A 22,546-nucleotide genomic window follows, 5' to 3' on the forward strand; every position below is an offset into this window, starting at 1 on the left:
TGTCCTCTCAGTGCAGGAAGGCGGTGGCGGACAGGTGCAGGCTCAGGACTTCCAGGATCTTCGCGTCGCGCTCTTCGAGGTAGCGACCTGGGACCAGGCGTTCGACGCCCGTTCGCAGCCCGTCGGGGTCCACCAGGCCCTCCTCTAACAGGGGTGATCCCTCGGTCAGCATACGAGCGAACAGCTTCGGCGCGTGGGTGGTCAGGGACACCTCGATGACCTCGGCGAAGGACTCCCGCTCGACCGGATGCACGACGTCCTCACTCATGCCGAGCGCCGCCAGGCGGCGCCGCTGGAGCTGTTTCAGTTCCCGCCAGGCGAACGGGAGCTGTTCGCCGAGCGCGACCATGTCCGGGTCCGCGAACGGGTGCACCGGCCACAGCCCGTGCCTCAGCAGCAGGGGGGCGGTGGTCTCCAGTGTCAGCAGCGTCATGGAGTTGATGAGCGCCGGGGGTGCGATGCCGTCGTCGGCGAACTCCAACAGGCCGGGGACACGGGGCCCGATCCACGGGAGGAGGTGCGCGTCGGTGATCTCGCCGAGCCCCTTGTGGGGTTCTTCCTCCTGGGTGAGGGCGACCATCTCGTCTCCTCCGAGACCGGTCACCACCGTGCGGGCTCCGCTGACAGCGACCGTCCGGGCCATCTCCGTGAAGGGCCGGTGCAGGGGCTCCTCGGTGGGGTCGACCACGAGCCCGTTGACCCAGGGGCAGTCGGGCGAGAGCGGGAGGTGGCGCATGGCGTCGACGACGAGGTCCGGTTCGGCGAACGCCACCCGGGAGCGCATCTCGGCGCGGCGCCGGATCTGCTGCTCGCGCCCCGGTCCGCCGATCAGCAGGGTGGCCGTGGGGAACCGGCCGGGGTGCCGCTCGGCGGCCCGGGTGGCCACGGTGCCTGAGTCGAACCCGCCGGTCAGATGGAACAGGGTGGTGTCGTGCGCCCAGGGGCGGCGGTCCATCGCCGTGTCCATGGTCGCGATGAACGCGCCCAGGACATCGGCGTCCGGTGCCAGCTCACGGGGGGTTAGGTGCAGGGCGGGCTCGGGATAGGTGATCCACAGGGACCCGCCGAAGTGCGCGACCGCGCGCTCGGTGAGCCGGTGCACGCCCCGGTACAGGGTCTCGGCGGAGTACCGGGGCCGGTAGATCAGCAGCCGGGCGGCCTCCTTGGGGTTGATGCCGGTGGCGTGGCCGCGAAGGTCGGCCATGTCCCAGGACCCGACCAGGGTGGTGTCGTCGGAGGCCAGGTACAGGGGCGTGGTCCGGGCCGGTCCGGCGGTGACGCGCACCGGCAGGCCGGGCTCGGCCTCCACGAGCACGAAGTCGATCGGCCAGCCCGTAACGGCATCGAGCGCCTGGTCGTACTCGGCGTGGGTGAGGGTCCGGACACCGGGGTCGCAGGCCGGGCGGTCGGAGACGCGCTCGCGGACCACGAGCAGGGTCCGGCGCCCGTCGGTCGCGGCCAGGTGTTCGACCATCGGGTGGTGGAAGGGCTCGACCGTGCTGCGCTGGTCGAGGGTGCTGTAGCACGCCCCGGACCAGTGCCAGGTCGGATTCTCGCTGTAGGGGGTCAACTGCAATCGCAACATGAGGGCTCCGGGGCGTGCGTCGGTTCAGCAGATCAGGTGGCTAGCGGGCGGTCGTGTCGTAGGTGTGGGCGGCGTCGCCCGACCCCGAGGACTTCTTGTACTCGTGGCTCTGCGCCGGGGTCTGCACGACCGCGCGGGCGGTCGCGACGAACAGGCCGGTCACCTGCTCGCTCGCGGGCGGCGGGGTGAAGTCGTTCACCCTGGTCTCCTCTTCTTCTGGTGTGGACGGGTGCCGGAGGGGCATGTCCCTCCGGCGCGCTGCCGCCTCGTCAGGAGGAGGCAGCCCCGCGCGGCCAAGGCTGAGCGGGCATGTGCACCGGGCCGTGCGGGGGCTTTCGTGAGGAGGCGTGGTGGGGCCACCGGCTCTCCCCGGTCCGGTGACCCCACCGGGATCGGTCACGCCCCTCCCCTCAGGCGGGCGCGACCTCCAGGAGGGTTCGGATGGAGCGGGCCGGGCATGCTCCAGCCTTCATTCGTTACCGGGGGTCGGCTCAGCGGTCCTGAGGAGTCGGCGGACCGTCTCCTCGCGGAAGCGGTAGCGCCCGGACGGAGTCCTGAGGAACGGGAGAAGCCCTTGTAGTGCCCACCGGGACACGGACCGGGGATGCACCCTGAAGAGAGCGGCGACATCCTTGGCGGTCAGCTGGGGCACGGGCGGATCGGGACTGTCCATAGGAGTCCTTCGTCATGAACGGGAACGGGGGCCACGCGCCGGGCACTGCCTCATCCCGGCGCGTGGCCGGTCTACAGTGCGGGTGGTTCGGAGACGCTGGACAGCCTCTCCAGGGGGGACCGCCACACGACCGGGTGCAGGCGGGTGTCCTCCCAGGGGGCGCGACAGACCCGCATCTGCGCGCCGCGGCGCGCGCCGTAGACCTCTTCGTGGTCACCTGTCGGACCGAGGTAGCGGACCGTCGCGCCGTGGGCACGCGCCCATGCGCGCAGAGCGGACAGGTCGGGGACCTCACGGAGGTCGAGCACGGTCGTCATGGCCGCCTCACCTGCTCGTCCTGCCTGCGCAGTTCATGGGCGGCCTGGCGGGCCGTACGGGCCAGCTTCTCCAGGGCGGCGATGCGCTCGGCGCGGTCGGGCTGAGACCAGCCCCGGGTGAGGTCGATGTGAACGGCCGCCACCGCGAGAGAGGAGAGGCCGGCGCCGAGGGGATCCCGGATCAGGCGGACGTCCTCGGGGTTCAGGTCGGTCACGGTGACGGCGGTCGTGGCGTGTGTCATCGGACGCCCTCCCGGATTCCCCGGCAGGCGTTCCACACGAGCGGGAGGACCGTCTCAGCGGAGTTGAACCACATGGCCGCCAGATCGGGGAGGAAGGGGCGGAGCCGTGCGGCGCGGCAGCGCTTCGGCCTGGGGGCCTTCACACGCCCACCCCCAGGTTCTGCCACTGGCGGATGGCGGTGGCGAGATCCGCCAGGTCGGGGTCGGGGAGCTGCTCGGAGAGGTCGTACGGAACAGCGGTGCCCTGCCGGTATCGGTCGTGGGGACGGCGACGCTTCTTCTCCCAGGCCCGGTAGTACGGGCGGATCAGAGCCTCGTCGAGAACCATCGGACCCCGCGTAGGAGCGGAGAGGGCGACGGTGGGGCTCAGGAGCCGGGAGTCGGGGACGCGGCGTTCGGGGCGGCGTTGTGGCCGGGGCCGGGGGTGTCGACGACTGCTGGCGGGCTGAGGCGGGCGGGCGTGGCGGCCCCGGGAGGGCGGGGCGAGCACGCGCCACAACGACGCGAGGAACAGAGGCAGGTAGCGCACAGGGCGCCTCCTCACAGAACGTGCCGGGTGGGAAGCCCAGCGATGCATTGGGTACCGCCATGATCCCCATTGGCCACCAAAATTGCAATACCAAAGTTTGGCACGCATGCTGGAAGCTGCTGCTGGCGAACAGAACATAGATTGGCGGATGGAGAAATGTCCCGTAGTGCGAAGATCGGCGTAGACTCGGCCCGACCAAGTCGACCCAGGAGGACTCCTGACGTGTCCGGATCACCGACCGTGCGCCGACGGCGGCTGTCGAACCTCCTCCGCGAGCTGCGCGAGGCGAAGGGGTACACCGCCCAGAAGGTCACCGACCAGCTCGGGTGGTCGCGCGGCAAGCTGACGCACATCGAGCAGAACCAGTGGAAGCGCCCGAACCGGCGCGACATCGAAGACCTGCTCGACATCTACGAGGTGACCGACGAGGAGAAGCGGGAGGCCGCGCTCACCCTTGTTCGGCAGGCCCGCCAGCGCGGGTGGTGGGTGTCCTACTCGGACGTGTGGGGTTCAGGGACATTCGTAGGCCTGGAGGCCGAGGCACGGTCCATCCGGACGTTCGAGGCCCTCGCCGTCCCCGGGTTGCTCCAGACCGAGGACTACGCCCGCGCGGTCATCCGCTCGGGCGGGATCACCGACGAGGACGAGGTCGCCCGGCGCGTGCAGGCCCGGATGATCCGCAAACAGGTTCTGGCCGGACCGGACGCCCCGCTGTACTGGGCGGTGATCGACGAGGCCGCGCTCCGCAAGAGCCCGGCCGGGCAGCTCGCGCATCTGCTGGAGGTACAGACGCCGCGACTGGGTATCCAGGTGATACCGGACAGCGTCGGCCCGCACGCCGCGCTGACCGCCCCGTTCGTCATCATGGACTTTCCCGAGCCCGATCCGGGCACGGTGTACGTGTCCACCTGGAGCGATGAGCTGTTCCTGGAGAAGCCGCACCACCTGGAGCAGTACGAGAGCCTGTGGCGGCACATCACCGCGACCGCGCTATCGGTCGAGGAATCCCGGGCTCTGATCCGATCCATGATCGACCCGACGTAGAAGGCGAACCACCCATGAGCATTTCCCACAGCACCCCGTCCGCCTGGCACAAGAGCAGCTACAGCGGGTCCCGCGATCAGAACTGCGTCGAGGTCGGCGACCTCCCCGGCGCGGCGGCCGTCCGCGACACCCAGCACAGGGAGGCGGGACACCTCAGCTTCCCTACCCCGGAGTGGACGGCGCTGCTCGACGCGGTGCGCTCCGACCGGTAGACCCCGCAGACACGCGAAGGCCCCCGGATGACCGGGGGCCTTCGTGCTGCATTACCCAATGCATTTCCCACGCCGAGTCTATGCGTTGCAGGGTGCAGCGGCCAGCCTCGGCCGGTCGCCTCGTGGTCGGCGCCGGCAGCCGAACAGGAGATGGATCGGCCCCGAACGCCTGCGTTCGCCATCTGCTCTGCCGAGAGCGGCTGCGGGCGGTTCCTCAACAGCCAACTGTTCGGCAGACATGGCTCGCCACGGAGCTGTCGGACAAGCCTGGCCCTGTGTTCTCATGGCCCGGCTGCTCCCGCAGCGAACGTCCTCAGGAGGCGAGAATGTGGAGCAGGGCGACGAGCGTGCCTGAACTCTGGATGCGTCCCTCGGAGATCAGGCTGCGGACCTTGGCCAGGGGCACCCACTCGTAGACGCCCTCGTCGAGCTCGGTCGGCTCCGCCACCAGCTCGGCGTCACGGCCGACGAACACGTGGTGGGGGCTACGGCCCGTGCCGATCATCGGCTCGAAGGTGGCCACGTGCTCCACCGAGCCGTCCCGCTGGCCGGTCTCCTCCAAGGCCTCGCGCACAGCGGTCTGCTCCGGTGTCTCCTCGGGGTCCAGGAGGCCACCGGGCAGCTCCCACCCCCACACGTCGGGCACGAACCGGTGCCGGTAACTCATTAGGACGTGCTCGCCGGACCGGTCCAGGATGGCGATCACCGCGGCCGAGGGCAGCGTGACCGTGTGGTGCTCGAACCTGTCCCCGGAAGGCGTGGTGATATCCGCCTTGCCCAACCGCACCCACCGGTTGTCATAAGTGGCGTGCTCACCATGCACCACCCCCCGGCTCTGCTCATACTCCCCACTTGCCATGTCCCGAAACTACTTCGGGATGAGGATGCCGTCCACAAATGAATTCTCATACGAGCAAGGTCAGTTTAATTCCAGCGGAGGACGATTCAGACACGGCAGGCCCAGATTTCGATTCCCACGAAAACTTTTGAGTCTTTATCGAAAGGCAAAAACCTGAAACAAAATTTTAATCTTCGGGCTCGGGCCAGATTCGCCCATGCTTAAGAGCGGACCTGTGCAAGGAGACACGAACGGCACGACGAGTGGGCCTGTCGGTATCTCTGAGATGTCGATAATCGATATAAGTATGGCCCGCAGGATAATCTTCGGGGGCAATCTGAGAGTCATCGACTGCCCGAGAGCCAGCATCATCAATATCGCCAACCTCGACCCCCCACGTGCCCGCAGTCAAGTCGCGCCCTCTCATTTCTCCAATCCGCACTCTATGCTCGAATGCTTCTCTAGCGGTGGTCTTTGAAGACCTCGCCCCCGACAACTTGCCATCATCGCCAGTCGATTCATCGAAAATCTGAACTGTGGGAACTCCACCATCCAGATAAGGAGGAGGGCATTGCCGAAAGTAAAACTCAGATTTTTCCAAAAGAACCTCCTCACCGTCACCGAGAGGAAGAAAGGAAGGAACCATAGGGGAAGAATCCATTATTCAGACACCTCCAAAAAAACCAACAAGCTCGCCCATGGCAAAATCAACCCCGCTGCCACGCTTCGTTTGCTCACTGCCATCATCACAAAGAACAAAAATTTCTGAGCTTAGATCAGATGAGATGGTCAACTCGACATGCAGTGAAGGGTCCTGCCACTCCAATTGAACCCCTCCCGCAGGAGTGGGGTAGATCCTCGGATGCGGAAGCCCACGCTCATCCACTTGCATGAGGATCTCTCGAGCAAATTCAATAGAGGACAAATCGATGGCGTCCCCCTTTTCACCATCGAGCCAACCTGGGAGCAACGCCGCCAAATCAATAAGCCTTGATCCGCCGGGCGCGTCGGTTTTTAGGAATTCATCGACTTCAGAGACATCAATGACGTCAACTATGTCACCCTGAAAGGTCCTCCGGTAGCGGCAAGTAACGCGCACCAGGACATCATTCGAGGGGCGCTGTGACCCATAGAGATCTTCATAAAGGGCAGGATCGCTGTACCGTCCAGGGACAGGAGAATCGTGGCCCGGAATAACGATACTAAAGGTACTTTCCACCGAGTCTGTGGCGCGAACAGTCCCGATTATCGCACCATCGACTTCAATGGTTGTCTCGTTCTTATGAGCCAAATACCTTCGACGAACTCTTTGGTCCCATCGAATCTTTTTTTCCGCGTTGTCATCTCTTAGATAGAGGGCTTCTTTTTCTCCAAAACTAGCACCAAAACGCTTTAGAGGGCGCATTGCCTTAGAAGGAAGATCTACCTGATCCCAAGCCCCAGAAACAATTTTATTGAACGCCTCGTCAACGACATCTCGCGCTTCATCGAGAATATCTTGGCTTTCTATGGCAAGTGAAGTTTCTGTCCGAGTAATAACTGGAACAACACTGCCAGGCTTGACGCCACGGAGGCGCAAGCTTAGAGCTTGAGCAAATCCTGCGGGAAGATTTCGTCCAGGATGACGCGCCTTCCAGAGATCTTTAGCAACCTCCATTACTATGCGCCCATAGCGCTCGAGTTCATGGACGGTTTCGAGCGGCAAGCCTTCTCGCTCGAACCTTCCACCCACAAGGCGAAGGTGAGCAAATGGGGTGACCGATTCACCTTCGTTGTCTCGCTTGGACTCCATAAGACCCCCTCCCACTGCCTCTAACCTACACGGTGATCCACCATCTGACAGTACCCACCCTCCATTTCAACGCAGCACGCTTCCCACAGACGCACGATGTAGGTTGAGATCCGGGTTGACTACTGACAGTTGCCGATGCGATGCGCTTGAGGAAGGTGGTACCCGAAGCTGGAAGCTTTAAGCGACTTCGTAGAGAGTTAAAACAGGCCACCCGTCCAGTCAGACGAAGAACCTCGGCAAATCAGAGTTAGTCTTCCATTTTCAGCTCGCACTGCCACTCCAGGCAAGCATCTTTTCGTATTGCGGAAGTTCAAATCAAACAAATTTCACTTAATCGCCGAGTCTAATCCAATGGGGTGACATTCGATCTCGCCCTGGTGCACCCGTGAGGGTGGGCCGGGGCGGCGAAGGTGGTGCGCCCGGAGGGTGGACGGGGGCCGGTGCAACGCGGGGGAACCGGGGGCAACCGGGTGAGGAGCAGCGACGCGGCCTGCGGGTTCTCGCATCTGCGCAGGTCGGCGGGCTGGCGGTGGGTGGTTTCATCCGCTCCGTTCGAGAGACGGCCCCCGGGCTGCGAGCACCGCTCGCACACCGGGGGCCGTCTTCGTGTTCGGGGAGCACCGGAGGTGCACGGGCCCACCGCCCCGGCGCCGCATGACGCGTCCCGCGTTCCCGGGACGGTGGGGGCAACGGGCCGGCCCACCGTCCGGCCGGTCACCGCCTCGGGTGACCCGCCGCCGTCCGTGCCGGACCGCGGATGGGACGGGGCCCTCCGGAATCTTTTCCAGAACGGGTGTGACACTCGCGGTCGCCGCGGCCATGTCCTGGGTGTCGGCGTCGACGGGACGCCGGCGTCCAGGAAGGAAGACCATGCCGCACATCACCGGCCGGAAGGCACTGCCGGCGTCCCTGGCCCTCGCCGGGGCGTTCGTGTTCGGTCTGACGGCCTGCGCCGTCGGCGGGACGTCGTCCCCGCAGGCGGAGGCGACCGCGGTCCAGGTGGGTTCGACCACGCAGGACGGCACGGACGTCCTCGCCACCACCAGCGTCGGAGACCACGTGTTCGTGCTGGGCAGGAACGGGGACGACCACCGGTTCAGCGCCTCCCTGAACGGAGCCGACCCGGGAGAGAGCTGGGAGGATTTCGACGGCACCCTGGAACCGGGTCCCGACGGGATCGCGGTGAGCGGTGCCGGGAACTTCCCCGACGCCGCGCCCGGAGGGGTCGCCATGGTCCACGGCAGTGTCGGGGAGGATGTCACCGGCGTGGAGGTCCGTACGAACGGGGGCGAAAGCGTGACCGCCGAGGTGGCCGACGGCTACTTCATCGCCGCGTGGGAGGGGGACGACTTCTACGACCGCGACACCCTGGGCGCCGTGTTCGTGCTCCGCTCACAGGGCGGCGGCACATCCGAGGTCGCCTACCTCGACGTCACCGGGGACTGACCCCACCCGTGTTCCGCCGTACCGGTGGTGGCGAGGCGGTCGTCCCCGACGACCGCCTCGCCGAGATGCACCGAGCCCACTACGCCGACCTCGTCCGCTACTTCGCACGCCGGGGTGCCCTCAACGATGCCGACGAGCTCGCCGCCGAGGTCTTCGTGATCGCGTGGCGCAAGCTCCCCGGGAACCTCGACGACCCCCGCCCCTGGCTGTTCGGCGTGGCACGCAAGGTACTCGCTGGTTCGCGCCGGAGACGGGAGCGCAAGACCGGCCTCGACCTCCCCCTCGACGAGGCCGGGGAGTCGGCGCTGTCGGTCTCCGCCCACAGCGGCGAGATCAGCATCCGCACCGATCTGCAACGGGCCTGGAACCGGCTCAAACCGGCCGACCAGGAGATCCTCGCGCTCACCGCATGGGAGGGCCTGACCGCCGCCGAAGCCGCGGTCGTGCTGGGGGTCCGCCGTTCGGGGGCCGCCATGCGTCTGAGCCGGGCCCGGGAACGGCTCCGGGCGCTCCTCTACGCCCCCCGGCCCACCGCACCTCTGCACCCGCAGGAAAGATCATGAACGACGAGTTCCCAGAGCAGGACCTCCTGCGCATGCTGGACCCCGCCCCACGGGAGGTCCCGGAGGCGGCCCAGGCCCGCAACCACCGCCGGGTCGTCGAGGAGATCACGCGCTCGCGCGCCCGGACGCGGCTCCCCCTCCCGCTGCCGCGGCTGAAGATCGCGATCGCCGCCGCGGCCTGCGCGGTCGCGGTCGGAGCCCTCCTGACACCGCAGTACGCCCTCGACATCCTGCCCCCCGAAGGGGCCGTGGAGCAGGTCGAGGTGATCACCGTCGGATCCGTCACCGACCTCGGGGTGCACGTCATCGCCAACGTCACGGTCGGGGACACCCAGCTCCTCCTCGGGCGGAAGGAGGACGAGTACAGGTTCAGCGCGTCGTTCGACGGCAGCGACCCCGACGACGGCTGGGAGCGGTTCGAGGGCTCCGTCACCGCCCCCGACGACGGCCTGCTGCTCGCGGGTGCCGGGACCTTCCCCGACGCCGGGGAGGAGGGGCTCGCCCACGTCTACGGGCCTGTCGGGGCGGACGTGGCCGAGCTGACCGTCATCACCCAGAGCGGGGAGCGGGTACCCGCGGCCATCGCCGACGGATGGTTCCTCGCCGCCTGGGACGGCCGGGACTTCTACGACGCGGAGACCCTCGGCAGCCGGTTCGCCCTCACCCTCCGGGACGGCACCACCCGCACCGTCGACTACCTCGACACCCCGACGGTGCTCGACCACTGACCCGCGGCAACGCCGTGGAAGGACGGTACCGCCGTGTCACGCGGGCCGGCGCCGGGCGGTCCGGTCCCCGGCGTCCGTCCCGTGGCGGGAGCGGCCGGGCGGACCGGTTCCCGCCGATCCGCCCGGCCGCTCCACCGTGCCAGGTGTCCCCGCCGGACCCGCCGGACCAGCCGGTGGGACACTGTGTGCCGCGTGTGCGGCACGCTGCCGTGCACGGGGAAGGGGGAACCCATGACGACACGGCCTCTCACCGTGGTCACCGGCGGCGGCCGGGGCATCGGCGCCGCGACCTGTGCGCGGCTGGCCGCCGACGGGCACGACATCGTGTTCGGGTACGCCTCGGACACGGTGGCCGCCGAGCGGACGGCGGAACGGGTACGGGCGTTCGGGGCCCGGTGCGCGGCGGTGCGCATGGACACCTCCGTCGAGGCCGACGTGGACCGGCTGTTCGACACCGCCGAGGAGCTGGGACCGGTGACCGGGCTGGTCAACAACGCCGCGGTGACCGGGCCGCTGGGCCGGTTCGCCGACGCCGACACCGGTGTCCTGAAACGGGTGGTCGACGTCAACGTGCTCGGGTACCTGCTGTGCTGCCGTCGGGCCGCACGGGACATGGAGGGCCGGGGCTCGGGTGCGATCGTCAACGTCTCCTCGGCCGCCGCCACCCTGGGGAGCCCCGGCGAGTACGTGCACTACGCGGCGACCAAGGCGGCGGTGGACGCCATGACGGTCGGTCTGTCCAAGGAGTTGGGACCGTCCGGAATCCGGGTCAACGCGGTCGCCCCCGGGGTGATCGAGACCGACATGCACACCGCCATGGGCGACCCCGGCCGCCCCGCCCGGGCCGCGGCGACGATCCCCCTGCGACGTGCGGGTCGTCCCGAGGAGATCGCGGACGCGATCGCCTGGCTGCTGTCCCCCGAGGCCTCCTACGCGGCCGGGACGGTGCTGCGGGTGGCCGGCGGCAGGTGAGGCCGCCTCCGGCCGCCCGGGTTTCGCCCCCCGGCCCCGGGGCACGGTTCTCTGCACAGGAGGTTGCCCCCCGTGGAGACGACGCCCCTAGTCATCCTCGTCCTGGTGGTGATCGTGGTGGCCCTGGGCGCCGGGATCGCCGTCCGTTCCCTGATTTTCCCGGCGCGCCGCACGGCCCGGCTCAGGCGGCGCTTCGGCGCGGAGTACGACCACGCCCTGCGCCTGCACGGGGACACCGCGGCCGCCGAGCGCGACCTCTCCGATCGGCTGTCGCGCCGTTCCGCGCTGCGGCTGCGCCCCCTTCCCGAGGGCCTGCGCGCCGACCACGTGCGCTCGTGGGCGGCGGTCCAGCGGGGGTTCGTCGACGACCCCGAACGCTCGGTGCACGACGCCCGGGGGGTCATCGCGGCGATCGCCCTCGACCTGGGGCACCCGCCGGGCGAGGAGTTCGAGCGCCTGCTGGGGACCCTGTCGGCGGACCATCCGGAGGAGGTCGCCGAGGTGCGCCGGGTGCGGGAGGACGGTACCGGGGGCACCGAGCACCTGCGCGAGCTGCTGGTGGCCCACCGGCGGCTCGTGGACGCCCTGCTGGGCGGGGCCGGCCTGCACGGCAGGGGAACGGAGGCGCAGCGGTGAACCATTCCGACGCGGGCGGCCGGGTGCGCTGGACCCTGCGCGCCCACGACGGGGGTGCGCGGACGGCGCGCACCGCGGCACGAGGGAAGGCGGACAGGGTGGAGAAGGCGACCGGCGAGGCGGTACCGGTGCGGAACGCGGGGCCCGCGGCGGAGGACGGCTGGCGGCCCCGGCCGCGCGGGGTGGACCCCGGGGCGGCCCGGGAGCGGATGGGCGGCGCGGTGACCGCGTTCGTCGACGACCCCCGGGGCGCGGTGCAGGAGGCGGACGCACTGGCGGCGGAGGTCGCCGACGCGCTGGTCGCCGAGATCGAGTCCCGACGGGCCGCGCTGCGCGACGCCTGGGACGAGGGCGCCGACACCGAGACGCTGCGGTTGGCGCTGCGTTCCTACCGGTCCTTCGTACAGAGCCTGGTCACGGGCCGCTGAGCCGGCCCCCCCGGGGGCTCGCCGCCTCCGGGGAACGCGGCCTCCGGCGGTCCGGGCGCCGGGGCGCGCCCGCGCCTCCGGCTTTTGCGGAAAAGCCCGCGCGAACAGGCCGGACGCCGATTCCCGGCCTTTTCGAAAAAGGCCCGGGAACTTCTTTCGGCGGCCGGAGAGCGCCCGGGTCCGCTCGGGAGCGGACTCCGTCGGCCCATAGTCCACGGTCGGCCAGTCCTGCCGGAAACGACCCGGCCAGGGCGAGGCTCCCCCACGGAGGGGGCGGCTTTCGGAGCGGGAATTTTTTATCGGCTTTCACCTGGGACGATTTGCCCGGGGCCGCTTCCGAGCCGTTTTGCGGAAAAGGTCTCGGGCAGGGGGTTCGGGAGAGGAGGTCGACCCTCATGGATATGACGATTTTCATCATCATCGGCGTGGTGACCGTTCTCATCATCGCCGCCGTGCTGGCCCTGGCCCTCGCTTCGAGCCGGGTCCCGCTGGGGAACCGCCTGCTGCTGAAGAAGCGGTTCGGCGAGGAGTACGACCGCGCGGTCGAGGTCCACGGCGGGCGGAAGGCGGCCGAGCGCGACCTCGCGCAGCGGCTGGAGCGCCACCGGAAGCTGCGGCTCCGTCGGCTCGACGACGGGGAGAAGGCCCGGTACCGGGACGCGTGGATCGGCGTCCAGCAGGAGTTCGTGGACGACCCGGAGCGCGCCCTGCGGGATTCCCGGCGGGTGCTGACCGACGCCATGACCGCCCTCGGGTACCCCGAGGAGCCGTCCGGGACCGATGACGCGTCCTTCGACCGCCGCCTGGACGACCTGTCGGTCGCCCACGGCGACGAGGTCGCGGCCGTGCACCGGGCCGGGCGCCCCGACGCGGGGATCTCCGTGACCGAGCACCTGCGCGAGGCGCTGGTGGCCCACCGCCGCCTGCTGGACTCGCTGCTGGGCGGTGTGGGCGGCTGGCCGACCACGCACCGCAAGGAAGACCGCGGACACGATCGGGAGGTATCGCGATGAAGCGCTCCGAGGAGACGACGACGGACATGCCGGGACGCCGCACGCGCTCCCACCACGCGGACGACGGCGCCGCCCCGGTGTCCTCCGGGGCACGGGCCGCCGGCCCGGCCGCGGTCCCCTCGCCGGCCGGCGGGCCGGGACCGGACACCGCGGGGGCGCCGGGCGCTCCCGGGCCGCGGACCGCACCGGACTCCGGCGGCCGCGCGGGGGCCGGGCCGCTCCCGGACCGCGAGCGGGTGCGCGGGCGCCTGGACGCGGCGGTCAACGGGTTCGTCGACGATCCCGGCAAGGCCGTGGGCGAGGCCGACCTGGTGGCGGACGAGGTCACCCGGGCCCTCATCGAGAGGATCGGGGCGCGCCGGGCGGAGCTGCGGGCCTCCTGGGAGGACGGCGGCGCCGACACCGAGCGGCTGCGGCTGCTGCTGCGGGACTACCGCGCCTTCGTGGACGGCGTCCTCGACGGACGCCTCGTCTGAGTCCGCTCCACAGCGCCCCCGGGGTACCGCCCCGGGGGCGCGCGCATGCGGTGTGCCCGGGCGGGGTCGGCGAGTTGTAGCATCGTGGCCGGATCTTCCCTGTCCGCGTCCCCGCCGTGCCGGAGAAGGCCGTGGGACAGGGCCTTGCGGCAGATACGGGAGCGGATTTTCATGGACGTCGAAGACACCCAGGTCATGAGCCGGACCGGCGAGTTCACCACCACCCTGAGCTGGCAGGAGTCCGTGCGCAGCCGGGTCGCCGCCGCCATGGACCGCTTCGCGGGGCCGCTGGCCGACCTGGCGGGGCGCGACGCCAACGAGGGCGACACCCGGCTGCTCGTCGCCGACTTCTTCAGTGTCGGCCTCAACTTCAGCAAGTACCACGACCTCACCACCGACTACCGGACCGGCGGGGAGTCCAACGACTACGCGATCGTGCTGGACGGGGACCTGTTCGCCCCGGTGGAGGTGCGCGCGATCGGCCAGGAGCTGGACCTGCGCAACGTCCAGATGGCCCGCCGCCTGGCGGCCCAGGAGGGCGCGGAGTGGATCTTCCTGACCAACGGCCGGGTGTGGCGGGTCTACCACCTGCGGCCGGAGGGCTCGGGGGTCCGCCCGGTCGTGGTGGTCGAGGCCGACCTGGGCGACCCGGAGGCCTACCACCGCAACCTGGACCAGCTGTTCCACATCACCCGCGAGGCCATCGCGCACGGCCGGCTGGACGCCCTGCGCCGGTGGCGCGAGGCGGTGGAGGCGGCGCCGCTCTCCGACCTGGTGACCGAGGACTCCGTGGTGGCCGCGGTCCTGAGCGAGCTGCGCGAGCGCACCGGGCACCCCGGCCACGCGGGTGACGCCGAGGAGGTGCGCGGCGTCCTCGGCGAGCAGGTCGTGGCGCGCGGCCTGGCGTCGCCCGCCTCCGCCGACCCGGAGGCGTGAGGGGCGGCCGTATCCGGCCGCCGACCCTGCGGAACCGGGCCCCGCGGGCCGGAGGGGGAAGCCTCCCCCCGAGGGGTCCGAAGGACCCTGTCGCCAGGGGGGACCGGAATGCCGTGACTGGCTAGCCTGGTCCCATGGGCACCCGCACCCCCCTGCTCACCGAACTGATCGACGCCCATCCGGAGGCCGCCGACACCCTGGACCCCCTGGTCGAGGCGGCCCGGCTGGACGAGCCCGTACCCGTCGTCCCGGAGGCCGCCGGGCGTTCCACCCGTCCGTACGCCTGGCTTGTGGAGCACGTCGGCCCGGACGGCCTGCGGCTGACGGAGTCCGGTTACCTGCCGCCGAGCAGCGTGGCGGCCGCGGCCCGGGAGTTCGACCTGGTCCGCCGCTGGCGCGGCTCCCTCCAGCGGGAGGACGTCGCGCTGCCGGTGCTGGCCCTGCGCGAGACGGCCGTGCGGCTGGGCCTGCTGCGGCGGCGCGGCAACAGGCTGCGCCGTTCCGGCCCGGCGTCGGCCGCCCTGGGCGACCCGGTGGCGATGTGGCGGCTGGTCGCGGCGGGGCTGCCGTTCCGGTACGGCCGACAGGAGCACCGGGGGCACGCGGGCGTGCTCCTGCTGCTGGCGGTGGCCGGCGAGTCCGTTTCGCCCTACCGGGACGTGGTCGCCGGGCTGACCGCGCTGGGCTGGTCGGTGCGCGGGCGCCCGTCGGTGACGACGGGGATGGCCGTGGACCTGTGCGTGGAGACCGCCGACGTCCTCACCTGGACCGGGTCGATCCGCGGGAGCGACCTGCTGGGAACCCTGCGGTCGACCCCGCCGGGGACCCTCCTGGCCCGGGCGGCCCTGGGCGCTCCCGTCCCCTGACCCCGGGCCCCGCCCGGCTTCGGAAACCCTTGGAAAACCCCCATTGACAGGTGTGACAGGCAACACAACAATGGTCGTACCTTTGCCTGGGAGCGCTCCCAGAACGCTCCCGGCCCGCCCGGAAGGACGACCCCCCTTGAGTCCACGCAGAGTCCCCGCGGCCCTGGGCGCCGCCGCCCTGACGCCCCTTCTCCTGACCGCCCCCGCACCCGCCCTGGCCGAGGACGAACCCGTCGAGCAGATCGTCAACGGCGACTTCTCCGACGGGACCGCCGGCTGGTGGGGAACCCCGCAGATCGAGCTGACCGTCACCGAGGACGAGGTCCTGTGCGTCGACGTGCCCGGCGGTACCGCCGACCCGTGGGAGGTGATCGTCGGCCAGAACGACGTGCCGATCGTGGCGGGCGAGTCCTACACGTTCTCCTTTACCGCCTCCGGCGCCGCGGGCCGCCCGATCCGGGCCCTGGTCCAGGAGGCCGTCGACCCCTGGCGGACGGAGTTCGACGAGCGCCCCGTCCTCACACCCGACATGGCCGCGTACGAATACGTGTTCACCGCCGGGAACGACCACGACGCGGCCCAGGTCGCCTTCCAGGTCGGCGGTTCCGCCGACCCCTGGACCCTGTGCCTGGACGACGTCTCCCTCCTCGGCGGGGCCGAGCCCCCCGTCTACGAACCCGACACCGGCCCCCGCGTGCGCGTCAACCAGGTCGGCCACCTGCCGCAGGGCCCCAAGAACGCCACCCTGGTCACCGACTCCGCCGACCCCCTGCCTTGGAGCCTGGCCGACGCCGACGGCACCGTCGTCGCCGAGGGCGAGACCGTCCCCCGCGGTGTGGACGACACCTCCGGACAGAATGTGCACACCATCGGGTTCGGGCACGTCACCGAACCCGGCGAGGGCTACACCCTGACCGCGGACGGGGAGACGAGCCACCCCTTCGGGATCGGCGCCGACCCCTACCGGGCCCTTGCCACGGACGCGCTGGAGTTCTACTACACCCAGCGCAGCGGGATCGAGATCCTCGACGAGATCGCCCCCGGCTACGGGCGCCCGGCCGGTCACGCCGGGGTCGCGCCCAACCGGGGCGACACCGAGGTGACCTGCCATCCCAGCACCCCCTGCGACTACACGCTCGACGTCTCCGGCGGCTGGTACGACGCCGGGGACCACGGCAAGTACGTGGTCAACGGCGGCATCTCCGTGCACCAGCTGATGAGCGTCTACGAGCGGGCGCACACCGCGCCCACCGGCGACCCCGACCGGGTCGGCGACTCCACGCTGGCCGTGCCCGAACGCGGCAACGGGGTCCCCGACGTCCTCGACGAGGCCCGCTGGGAGATGGAGTTCCTGCTGTCCATGCAGGTTCCCGCGGGCGAGGAGCTCGCCGGGATGGCCCACCACAAGGTGCACGACGAGCGCTGGACCGGGCTGCCGCTGCTGCCCTCCGCCGACCCCCAGCCCCGCTACCTGCACCCGCCCTCGACCGCGGCCACCCTCAACCTGGCCGCGACCGCCGCCCAGTGCTCGCGGGTGTTCGGCCCCTACGACGCCGACTTCGCCGCGACCTGCCTGACGGCGGCCGAGACCGCCTGGGACGCCGCCGCGGCCCACCCCGACCGCTACGCCGAGGCGGGCGGCGAGGGCGGCGGCCCCTACAACGACGACGAGATCGCCGACGAGTTCTACTGGGCGGCCGCCGAGCTGTACCTGGCCACCGGTGCCGCGGAGTACGAGGAGGCGGTGACGTCGTCGGCCCTGCACACCGCGGACGTGTTCACCGCGAGCGGGTTCGACTGGAAGTGGACCGCTCCGCTGGGCCGCCTCCAGCTGGCCACCGTCCCCAGCGACCTGCCCGACCGGGAGGAGGTGCGCGCCTCCGTGGTGGCGGGCGCCGAGAAGTACGCGGACGCCGTGTCCGCCCACCCCTACGGCCTGGCCTACGCCCCCGAGGGCGGGGTGTTCGCCTGGGGCTCCAACAACCTCGTCCTCAACAACCTGGTGGTGGTCGCCACCGCGTACGACATCGGCGGCGACACCCGGTTCCGGGACGCCGTCCTGGAGGGCATGGACTACATCCTGGGCCGCAACGCCCTCAACAACTCCTACGTGACCGGGTACGGAACGGCGTACTCGGAGAACCAGCACAGCCGCTGGTACGCCCGCCAGCTGGACCCGTCCCTGCCCAACCCGCCGCCGGGGACCCTCTCCGGCGGGCCCAACTCCGACACCGCGACCTGGGACCCGGTGGCGCAGGCCAACCTGGGCGGGTGCGCGCCCCAGTTCTGCTACATCGACCACATCGACTCGTGGGCGACCAACGAGCTGACCATCAACTGGAACTCGACGCTGGCCTGGGTGGCGGCGTTCACCGCCGACCAGGGTGACGCCGCGCCGCCCGCGGAGTCCTCCTGCGAGGTGGACTACCGGGTGCACGGGACCTGGAGCGGCGGGTTCAACGCCCAGGTGGTGGTGCGCAACACCGGTGGCGAGGCCCTGGACGACTGGACCCTGGCCTGGTCCTTCCCCGGTTCCCACACGGTGCGCCGCCACTGGAGCGCCGACCTGGAGCAGTCCGGGCGCACGGTGACCGCGCACGCCCTGGACTGGAACGCCACGATCACCGCCGGCGGAGAGGCGACCTTCGGTTTCGTGGGGTCCTCGGGCCCCGGACCGAACGCCTCACCCGAGCGCTTCACGCTCAACGGGGACGTCTGCGGCTGATCCCTCCACGGCGGCGCGCGTTCCCGGGTGCGCCGCCGGCCGGGAAAGGGGCGGGGTCCCGCAGGAGAGCGCGGGGCCCCGCCCCCTGTCAACGGGTCCGGGCGGACGGCCGGGACACCGGACGGCCGTCCGGACCACGCGGTGGTGGAACCGGGAAGGGCGCAGGCGGCGGGACCGCCGCCCCCGGGCGAACGTCGGGCGGCCTGCGGCGGACGGAGCGGTCCCACCGCGTGCCGCCTGTCCCCGGACACGGGAGGCTCAGCCCAGGGGCACCGCCAACAGCCGGTCGTCCTCCTCGGCCGGGTCGCCCCGGCCGTCGCGGTTGCTGGTGGACAGCCACAGGGAATCGCCCTCGGAGGTGGCCACCACCGTGCGCAGCCGGCCGTACTCCCCGGTGAAGTGCGCCGTCGGCTCCCCGACGCCGCCGTCCCCGGTCAGCGGGACCTCCCACAGCCGGGCGCCGCGCAGGGCGGCCACCCACAGGGAGCCGCCCGCCACCGCGGCCCCGCTCGGCGACGCCTCCTCCGTGGTCCAGGTGACGAGCGGGTCGACGTACCCGTCCCCGCCGCCCTCGCCCTCCACCTCGGGCCAGCCGTAGTTGCCGCCCGGTTCGATGAGGTTGACCTCGTCCCACTCGTTCTGCCCGAACTCCGTGGCGTACAGCCGCCCGTCCTCGTCCCAGGCCAGGCCCTGGACGTTGCGGTGCCCGTAGCTGTAGACGTGGTCGCCGAACGGGTTGTCCTCGGCGGGCTCGCCCTCCTCGGTGATCCGCAGGATCTTGCCGCCCAGCGAGTCCCGGTCCTGGGACAGCGACGGATCGCCCGCGTCGCCGGTGCCGACGTACAGGAAGCCGTCGGGGCCGAACGCGATCCGGCCCCCGTTGTGGTTGCCCGCCGAGGGGATGCCGTCGAGGACGGTCTCCTGCCCGGTCAGCCCCTCCTGCCGGTCGTACTCCAGGCGCGCGATCCGGTTGTCGGACCCGGAGGTGAAGTAGACGTAGACATAGGGCTCGTTGGGGAAGGCCGGGTCGACGGCCAGACCCAGCAGCCCGCCCTCACCGCCTGGGGACACCCCCTCCACGGTGCCCACCGTCTCGGTGCCGCCGTCCCCCGCCACCCGGACCACCTCGCCGGAGTCCCGCTCGGTGACCAGTACCGAGTCGTCCGGCAGGGAGGCGACCCCCCAGGGGACCTCCAGGCCGGTGGCGTGGACACGGGGCTCCTCCACGGACGCCCCGGCCGTCTCCGGGGCGTCCCCGGCCCGCGGGCCCCCTCCGCCTTCCGTGTCCTGGGCTCCGCACGCGGCCGCCAACGCCGCCGTCGCGGCGGCGGCCGCGAACCGCCCCGCCCGTCCCGTGCGCACTGTGGATCTCATGTCCGCCCCTTACCCATCCGGCCGCAGCCGACCCGGGGCGCACGTGTGAAGCCGCGGTTTCGGGTCAGGGGAATGCACACGACCGAAGGAGGCAGGATGGGCGGCAGAACGGACGTCCCCCCGCGGCACCCGTGGATCAGGGGTGCGGCCCGAGGCGCGGTGGGTGCCATGGCAATGACGGGTGTGCGGCAGGCGAGCGTGGGCCTGGGGATCGTCGAACGCACCCCGCCCGACGAGATCCTGCGCCAGGGCGTCCCGCCGCTGCTGGAGGGTTTTCCCGAGCACAGGAGGACGGCGGTCATCGAGCTGGCGCACTGGTCGTACGGGGCGGTCGCGGGCACGGTGTTCTCCCTGCTGCCGCGGCGGCTGCGCGCCTCCCGGCTCACCGGTCCGCTCTACGGCGTCCTCGTCTGGGGCGCGTTCGAGGTGGCCCTCGCCCCCGTGCTGGGCCTGGGGCACGCACGGCGGGAGAAGGCCGCGGAGCGGTGGGCCCTGCTCGCCGACCACGTGCTCTTCGGGCTGGTCGTGGGGGCTCCCCCGGAGGCGACCGTCGCGGGTGACAGGCGGAACGTCGGCGCGCAGGAGGACGACCGGGACGCACCGGCGGAGCAGGAGAGCGGCCGTGACGGAGACGCGCACGGGCGGTGAGATCCGGGGGCGGCCCGGCGGACACCCGGCCGGCCGCCCCCGCCGCTCCGCCCGGTGGGGAGGCGGAGCGGACCCGCTACCCCTCCTGAGCCTTCTGGAGCCTGACGTAGGCCAGCTGGAGCCAGTCGGACAACGCCACGGCGCTGAACACGGCTCCCGCGCTCCGGGTGAGCCCCGGCGCCAGGACCAGACCGAAGGCGTACCCCGTGGCGATCCACTGCGCGGTGCAGAACGGGCAGGTGATCAGCTCGCCGGCGGTCTTGCGCCCTCCCTCGCCCCGGACCTCCTCCGACAGCTCCGCCGGGGCGGAGGCCCCTCGGAAGCGGGTGAAGAACGCCCGCAGCGGACTGGTGACCGGGTCCTTGGCCAGCAGCCGGGAGACCTTGTGGGTGGTCAGCCCCATCAGCGCCAGGTCCCAGGGCCCCACCCGGGCGTCGCCCCGCCGCCCCGCCAGCTTCACCGCCACCAGGCCCGCGCCCACGGAGGCCGCGTAGACCGCCATCGCGGACACGTATCCGCCCAGGGGCTGGTCGCTGCCGTCCCGATAGATCTCCGCCTCCCGGTGCAGCGCCTCCTTGACGTCCTTCACGGCCTCGGTCCCGTCACCGTTCATCGTCGGTCTCCCTTTCCTCTCCGGTCTCCGGTGTCTCAGGGCCCCGGCGGTCGGCCCAGGCGTGCAGGGCTTCGGAGTCCTCCGCGTCCTCCAGGTTCATGGCGGCCTCGATGAGGGCGAGGTGGGTGAAGCTCTGGGGGAAGTTGCCGAGCATGGCCCCGCCGGGCGCCATCTCCTCGGCCTGGAGCCCCAGCGGTCCCGCCCTGCGGCACAGCTCCTCGAACCGCAGGCGCGCCTCGTCCTTCCTCCCGGCCAGCACCAGGGCCGACACCATGTCGTAGGAGCACAGGAGGAAGGCCCCCTCCGGGCCGTCCAGACCGTCGTCGGTCTCCTCCGTCTCGTAGCGCCAGATGAGGCACCCGTCCCCTCCGAGGTCGGCCTCGATGCGGTCCAGCGTTCCCAGGATCCGGGGGTCGTCACCCTTGAGGAAACCGAGCAGCGGCAGGCGCAGTAGCGAGCCGTCGACCCGGGACGACCCGTAGAAGCGGACGAAGGAGCCGCTCTGCGGGTCGTATCCCCGCTGGAGGACCTCGGTCCGGATGGCGTCGCGCTCGGCGGCCCAGCGCTCCGCGGGGACCCCGTCCTCCCGGCCGGTCAGCAGGGCCAGCCTGATCGCGCGGTCCAGGCAGACCCAGGCGTAGACCTTGGAGTTGGTCCAGTGCCGGTACTCCCCCCGGACCTCCCATATCCCCGCGTCCGGCTTCCGCCACAGGCCGGCGGCCACATCGGCCACGGACACCAGCCGGGAGATGTCCTCCTCGTCCAGCCCCCCGGTGACCTGGTGGTAGTAGAGGGCGGCGTCGAGGATGTGGCCGTAGACGTCGAGCTGGTGCTGGTCGTAGGCGTCGTTGCCCACCCGCACCGGGCGCGAGTCCAGGTGGCCGGAGAGGTGGTGGAGCTCCTCCTCCCGGGGCGGCGGCGTGCGGTGGATCGTCTGGACCGGCGGTATCCGGCCCCTCGGCTCACCGCACACGCTCAGCAGGAAGCGCAGGTAGAGCTCCGCCTCCTCGACATGGCCCAGACGCATGAAGGTCAGGACCACCAGGGGGGCGTCGCGGTGCCACACGTAGCGGTAGTCCCAGTTGCGCTCCCCGCCCGGCCACTCGGGCAGGGAGGTGGTGGGTGCCGAGATGAGGGCGCCCGTCTCCTGGTGCAGGAGGCCGCGCAGGACGATCAGGCTCCGGTTGACGTGCTCGGCGCCGAACCCCCGGTAGTCGCTGCGCCCCGCCCAGGTCCGCCAGGCGGCGAGCGTCTCCTCCAGCAGGGCGCGCCCCTCCCCGACGTCCACCGCACGTTCGCCGTGGAGATAGTCCAGGCACATGATCGCGTGTTCGCCCGCGGAGAGCTCGGCGCGCCATTCGACGTCACCGTCCTCGTCCAGCCGCCACGACGTCCCGCCGGAGAGGAGGAGGCCCGACGCCTCCGCCACGCGGTCCCCCAGCCGCCGCCACGACACGGACCCGCGGCCGGTGTCGGGCCGGACGGACAGGTGCGAGCGCACCGCCGCCGCGCCCGAGCGGCACTCCACCAGCCGCAGCAGCAGCCCCTTCCGGTGCAGGCCCGCCCCCGGGCCCTCTTCGAGTGCGAGCAGGTCCGTGACGACCACCTCGCTCTCGTCGCCCCGCCAGACGCTCTCCAGGACGAGGCTGTCGTCCAGGTAGGCGCGCTCCTCCAGTCGCGCGCCCGCCACCTCCACCGTCCACCGGCCGCCGCGCTCGGGATCGAGGAGGCCGGCCAGGACGGCCGGCCCGTCGAAGGCCGGGGCGCACATCCACACCACCGACCCTCCCCCGTCGACGAGAGCGCCGGTATGGCAGTCGGAGAGGAAGGCGTGTTCACCGATGTCCGTGTTGACCGGACCCATGGGCACCTCCCAGCGGTCGTTTACGC

At 71.0% G+C, this 22,546-nt stretch carries 25 protein-coding genes; 14 read left to right on the forward strand and 11 right to left on the reverse strand.

What is annotated here, in order from left to right; genetic code table 11:
* Nucleotides 1-7 precede the first annotated feature (7 nt).
* The 6 genes from ACSUPR_RS14560 to ACSUPR_RS14585 all read right to left on the reverse strand — a co-directional run bounded on the left by ACSUPR_RS14560 (nt 8) and on the right by ACSUPR_RS14585 (nt 3,145).
* Nucleotides 8-1,585 (reverse strand): asparagine synthase-related protein, encoded by a 1,578-nt coding sequence (locus ACSUPR_RS14560; RefSeq protein WP_436891837.1) that lies wholly within the window; start codon nt 1,583-1,585, stop codon nt 8-10.
* 40 nt (nt 1,586-1,625) lie between these two features.
* Complete coding sequence (locus ACSUPR_RS14565) at nt 1,626-1,784, reverse strand: hypothetical protein (RefSeq protein WP_406982181.1); 159 nt, start codon at nt 1,782-1,784, stop codon at nt 1,626-1,628.
* Between the two features lie 270 nt (nt 1,785-2,054).
* On the reverse strand, nt 2,055-2,258 hold the full coding sequence (locus ACSUPR_RS14570) for a helix-turn-helix domain-containing protein (protein WP_436891838.1): 204 nt from the start codon (nt 2,256-2,258) through the stop codon (nt 2,055-2,057).
* A gap of 71 nt (nt 2,259-2,329) precedes the next feature.
* Nucleotides 2,330-2,575: a hypothetical protein gene (locus ACSUPR_RS14575; RefSeq protein ID WP_436891839.1), complete on the reverse strand. Its 246-nt coding sequence runs from the start codon at nt 2,573-2,575 to the stop codon at nt 2,330-2,332.
* Nucleotides 2,572-2,817 carry a hypothetical protein gene (locus tag ACSUPR_RS14580; RefSeq protein ID WP_436891840.1) on the reverse strand — a complete coding sequence of 82 codons (246 nt, stop codon included), beginning with the start codon at nt 2,815-2,817 and terminating at the stop codon, nt 2,572-2,574. Before ACSUPR_RS14580 ends, ACSUPR_RS14575 begins: the two co-directional genes overlap by 4 nt.
* A 139-nt stretch (nt 2,818-2,956) precedes the next feature.
* Entirely contained in the window at nt 2,957-3,145 is a 189-nt protein-coding gene (locus ACSUPR_RS14585; RefSeq protein ID WP_436891841.1) for a hypothetical protein, read from the reverse strand.
* 423 nt (nt 3,146-3,568) lie between these two features.
* Between ACSUPR_RS14585 and ACSUPR_RS14590 the strand changes: the two genes are divergently transcribed.
* Both ACSUPR_RS14590 and ACSUPR_RS14595 read left to right on the forward strand, forming a co-directional pair.
* Entirely contained in the window at nt 3,569-4,390 is an 822-nt protein-coding gene (locus ACSUPR_RS14590) for a helix-turn-helix domain-containing protein (protein WP_436891842.1), read from the forward strand.
* A 14-nt stretch (nt 4,391-4,404) separates the two neighbouring features.
* Complete coding sequence (locus ACSUPR_RS14595) at nt 4,405-4,602, forward strand: DUF397 domain-containing protein (RefSeq protein WP_436891844.1); 198 nt, start codon at nt 4,405-4,407, stop codon at nt 4,600-4,602.
* Nucleotides 4,603-4,915: 313 nt separating this feature from the next.
* Here ACSUPR_RS14595 and ACSUPR_RS14600 read toward each other — a convergent pair whose 3' ends face one another.
* Together ACSUPR_RS14600 and ACSUPR_RS14605 are read right to left on the reverse strand one after the other, a co-directional pair.
* On the reverse strand, nt 4,916-5,461 hold the full coding sequence (locus ACSUPR_RS14600) for an NUDIX hydrolase (RefSeq protein WP_436891845.1): 546 nt from the start codon (nt 5,459-5,461) through the stop codon (nt 4,916-4,918).
* 643 nt (nt 5,462-6,104) lie between these two features.
* A complete protein-coding gene (locus ACSUPR_RS14605; RefSeq protein WP_436891846.1) occupies nt 6,105-7,232 on the reverse strand; it encodes a hypothetical protein in 1,128 nt (375 codons plus the stop codon).
* Nucleotides 7,233-8,102: 870 nt separating this feature from the next.
* On the opposite strand from ACSUPR_RS14605, the gene ACSUPR_RS14610 reads away from it, so the two are divergent.
* The 11 genes from ACSUPR_RS14610 (at nt 8,103) to ACSUPR_RS14660 (ending at nt 18,021) form a co-directional block, all read left to right on the forward strand.
* Nucleotides 8,103-8,678: a hypothetical protein gene (locus ACSUPR_RS14610; RefSeq protein WP_436891847.1), complete on the forward strand. Its 576-nt coding sequence runs from the start codon at nt 8,103-8,105 to the stop codon at nt 8,676-8,678.
* Between the two features lie 8 nt (nt 8,679-8,686).
* Nucleotides 8,687-9,241: an RNA polymerase sigma factor gene (locus tag ACSUPR_RS14615; protein ID WP_436891848.1), complete on the forward strand. Its 555-nt coding sequence runs from the start codon at nt 8,687-8,689 to the stop codon at nt 9,239-9,241.
* Nucleotides 9,238-9,969, forward strand: coding sequence for a hypothetical protein (locus tag ACSUPR_RS14620; RefSeq protein WP_436891849.1), 732 nt, complete (start codon nt 9,238-9,240; stop codon nt 9,967-9,969). The genes ACSUPR_RS14615 and ACSUPR_RS14620 overlap by 4 nt, the downstream gene beginning before the upstream one ends.
* Nucleotides 9,970-10,200: 231 nt before the next feature.
* Nucleotides 10,201-10,941, forward strand: coding sequence for an SDR family NAD(P)-dependent oxidoreductase (locus tag ACSUPR_RS14625; RefSeq protein ID WP_436891851.1), 741 nt, complete (start codon nt 10,201-10,203; stop codon nt 10,939-10,941).
* 72 nt (nt 10,942-11,013) lie between these two features.
* Nucleotides 11,014-11,577: a hypothetical protein gene (locus ACSUPR_RS14630; protein WP_436891852.1), complete on the forward strand. Its 564-nt coding sequence runs from the start codon at nt 11,014-11,016 to the stop codon at nt 11,575-11,577.
* Nucleotides 11,574-12,005, forward strand: coding sequence for a hypothetical protein (locus tag ACSUPR_RS14635; protein WP_436891854.1), 432 nt, complete (start codon nt 11,574-11,576; stop codon nt 12,003-12,005). The genes ACSUPR_RS14630 and ACSUPR_RS14635 overlap by 4 nt, the downstream gene beginning before the upstream one ends.
* 395 nt (nt 12,006-12,400) lie before the next feature.
* A complete protein-coding gene (locus ACSUPR_RS14640; protein WP_436891855.1) occupies nt 12,401-13,018 on the forward strand; it encodes a hypothetical protein in 618 nt (205 codons plus the stop codon).
* The gene (locus tag ACSUPR_RS14645; RefSeq protein WP_436891856.1) at nt 13,015-13,494 is read left to right on the forward strand and encodes a hypothetical protein; all 480 of its coding nucleotides are present in this window, start codon (nt 13,015-13,017) and stop codon (nt 13,492-13,494) included. Before ACSUPR_RS14640 ends, ACSUPR_RS14645 begins: the two co-directional genes overlap by 4 nt.
* A gap of 171 nt (nt 13,495-13,665) precedes the next feature.
* Nucleotides 13,666-14,430: a hypothetical protein gene (locus ACSUPR_RS14650; protein WP_436891858.1), complete on the forward strand. Its 765-nt coding sequence runs from the start codon at nt 13,666-13,668 to the stop codon at nt 14,428-14,430.
* Nucleotides 14,431-14,564: 134 nt separating this feature from the next.
* A complete protein-coding gene (locus tag ACSUPR_RS14655; RefSeq protein WP_436891859.1) occupies nt 14,565-15,296 on the forward strand; it encodes a hypothetical protein in 732 nt (243 codons plus the stop codon).
* Between the two features lie 70 nt (nt 15,297-15,366).
* Nucleotides 15,367-18,021: a glycoside hydrolase family 9 protein gene (locus tag ACSUPR_RS14660; RefSeq protein WP_436891860.1), complete on the forward strand. Its 2,655-nt coding sequence runs from the start codon at nt 15,367-15,369 to the stop codon at nt 18,019-18,021.
* Between the two features lie 258 nt (nt 18,022-18,279).
* Here the strand turns inward: ACSUPR_RS14660 and ACSUPR_RS14665 are convergent, their stop codons facing one another.
* A complete protein-coding gene (locus ACSUPR_RS14665; RefSeq protein WP_436885170.1) occupies nt 18,280-19,395 on the reverse strand; it encodes a PQQ-dependent sugar dehydrogenase in 1,116 nt (371 codons plus the stop codon).
* 168 nt (nt 19,396-19,563) lie between these two features.
* Here ACSUPR_RS14665 and ACSUPR_RS14670 point away from each other — a divergent pair, with 168 nt between their 5' ends.
* Nucleotides 19,564-20,043: a hypothetical protein gene (locus ACSUPR_RS14670; RefSeq protein WP_436885171.1), complete on the forward strand. Its 480-nt coding sequence runs from the start codon at nt 19,564-19,566 to the stop codon at nt 20,041-20,043.
* 76 nt (nt 20,044-20,119) lie between these two features.
* On the opposite strand, the gene ACSUPR_RS14675 is transcribed toward ACSUPR_RS14670, so the two are convergent.
* Nucleotides 20,120-20,656: a DUF1360 domain-containing protein gene (locus ACSUPR_RS14675; protein WP_436885172.1), complete on the reverse strand. Its 537-nt coding sequence runs from the start codon at nt 20,654-20,656 to the stop codon at nt 20,120-20,122.
* A complete protein-coding gene (locus ACSUPR_RS14680; protein WP_436885173.1) occupies nt 20,646-22,520 on the reverse strand; it encodes a glycoside hydrolase family 15 protein in 1,875 nt (624 codons plus the stop codon). The genes ACSUPR_RS14675 and ACSUPR_RS14680 overlap by 11 nt, the downstream gene beginning before the upstream one ends.
* Nucleotides 22,521-22,546: the final 26 nt, after the last annotated feature.

Source organism: Nocardiopsis dassonvillei (assembly GCF_964273065.1).
Classification (GTDB): domain Bacteria; phylum Actinomycetota; class Actinomycetes; order Streptosporangiales; family Streptosporangiaceae; genus Nocardiopsis; species Nocardiopsis dassonvillei_B.